Raw genomic sequence first — 1,350 nt, 5'->3', positions numbered from 1 at the left:
AGCACCGCCGCCATCGCGGCCTGACCGGCCGCGCGTTCCAGCACGACCGCCTGCGCCGCCGGTCCCAGCGGCCCGGTGCCGCGCGTGCGCATGGCCCGGGCGGCATCGCCCAGCACGCCGCCGGGCAGGGTCAGGTTGACGATCTGGGCGAGGTAGTATTCGCGGATGGCCCGGCCCGGCCGCAGATCGAGCCCCAGCGCGGCCGCGGTCAGCCGCCAGCGCAGCGCCGACAGCAGCGTCACCAGCGTCAGCAGCAGCAGGCACAGACCCAGCCAGAGGGCCTCGGCCGCGCGCAGCCGCGCCGCGACCTGCTCGATCCCCGGCAGCGCCAGCACCGCCGCCACCAGCGCGACGGACAGCAGCGGGCGCAGCGCGCTCACGGTCCGGCCCCCGGGGCGGCAGTGGCGGCGAGGAACCGGTCGCGGAAGCGCTCCATCGGCCAGGCGGGCGCCTGCGGATCGGGCTGCAGCCCCTCCTGCCAGCCCCAGCCGTCGAATAGCGCCAGCACCTCCGGCGGCGCGATCAGATGGGCAGGCACCTGGTCCCCTCCCGAGGGGGCGACAGGGCCGCCCGGCTGATGGTCGCCCAGCACCAGCAGGACCGGCGGCGTGGCGCGGGGCCGCGCGGCCCAGTCGAAAACGGCTGCCAGCGCGTAATCCAGCGCCAGCGCGTAATGCAGCCGCACGCGGCCGGGATCGGCCCAGAGCGCGCGGGGCGCGGGCCCGGCCGCGGCCATCGGCCCGAAGATCCGTCCGTCCCCCAGATCCTCCCGCGGCACCATGCGCGGCAGCGGCGTCCAGGGGGCGTGGCTGGAGATCAGGGCGATCTCGGTCATGCGCGGCCCGTCGCCGGGGGCCAGCCGCTCGAAGGCCTCCAGCGTGAACTGGTCGGGCATGGTCACCCAGCCGAAGGCGGGCCCGCGATAGCCCAGATCGGCAGCCTCCAGCGTGCGGGCGAAGCCCAGGCGCTCCGCCTCGGGCCAGGGCAGGGTGATCGCGGGCGCCACAGCCAGCGTGTCGTATCCCGCCGCCGCCGCCAGGTGAAAGAGCCCCTGCCGCCCGCTGGACAGCAGCGCGGCGTACATCCCCTGATCCGAGATCGCCAGGCCCGAGGCCAGGGTGGCATGGGCCAGCCAGCTTTGTCCGCCGCGGATCGGCGAGCCGAGCCAGCCCGAGCGCATCCCCAGCCCGGCCGCGCGCAGGGCGGCCTCGCCCGCGCGGAGGCGGTCGTGCTGGCGCGAGCGGTAGAGCGGGTCCTCGAAGACCGTCCGGCCGTAGCTTTCGACGAAGACGATGACCACGTCGCGCCCGGCCAGCGCGCCGAACAGCCCGGGCCGCGCGGCGGCGGGAT

Annotated in this window: 2 protein-coding genes; both read right to left on the bottom strand. The window is 76.5% G+C overall.

All coding sequences use genetic code 11. From position 1 onward, the window contains the following. On the bottom strand, positions 1–380 hold a 380-nt coding region (locus ICN82_RS21180), incomplete at its 3' end, for a lysylphosphatidylglycerol synthase domain-containing protein (protein WP_193187337.1). Beyond that, the coding region (locus ICN82_RS21175) for a sulfatase-like hydrolase/transferase (RefSeq protein WP_330999048.1) at positions 377–1,350 on the bottom strand (974 nt) is incomplete at its 5' end. The genes ICN82_RS21180 and ICN82_RS21175, both read right to left, overlap by 4 nt.

Source organism: Mangrovicoccus algicola, assembly GCF_014903745.1.
Lineage (GTDB): Bacteria > Pseudomonadota > Alphaproteobacteria > Rhodobacterales > Rhodobacteraceae > Mangrovicoccus > Mangrovicoccus algicola.
The sequence above is the reverse complement of the archived record's forward strand: the minus strand, read 5'-3'. Positions and strand labels throughout refer to the sequence as shown.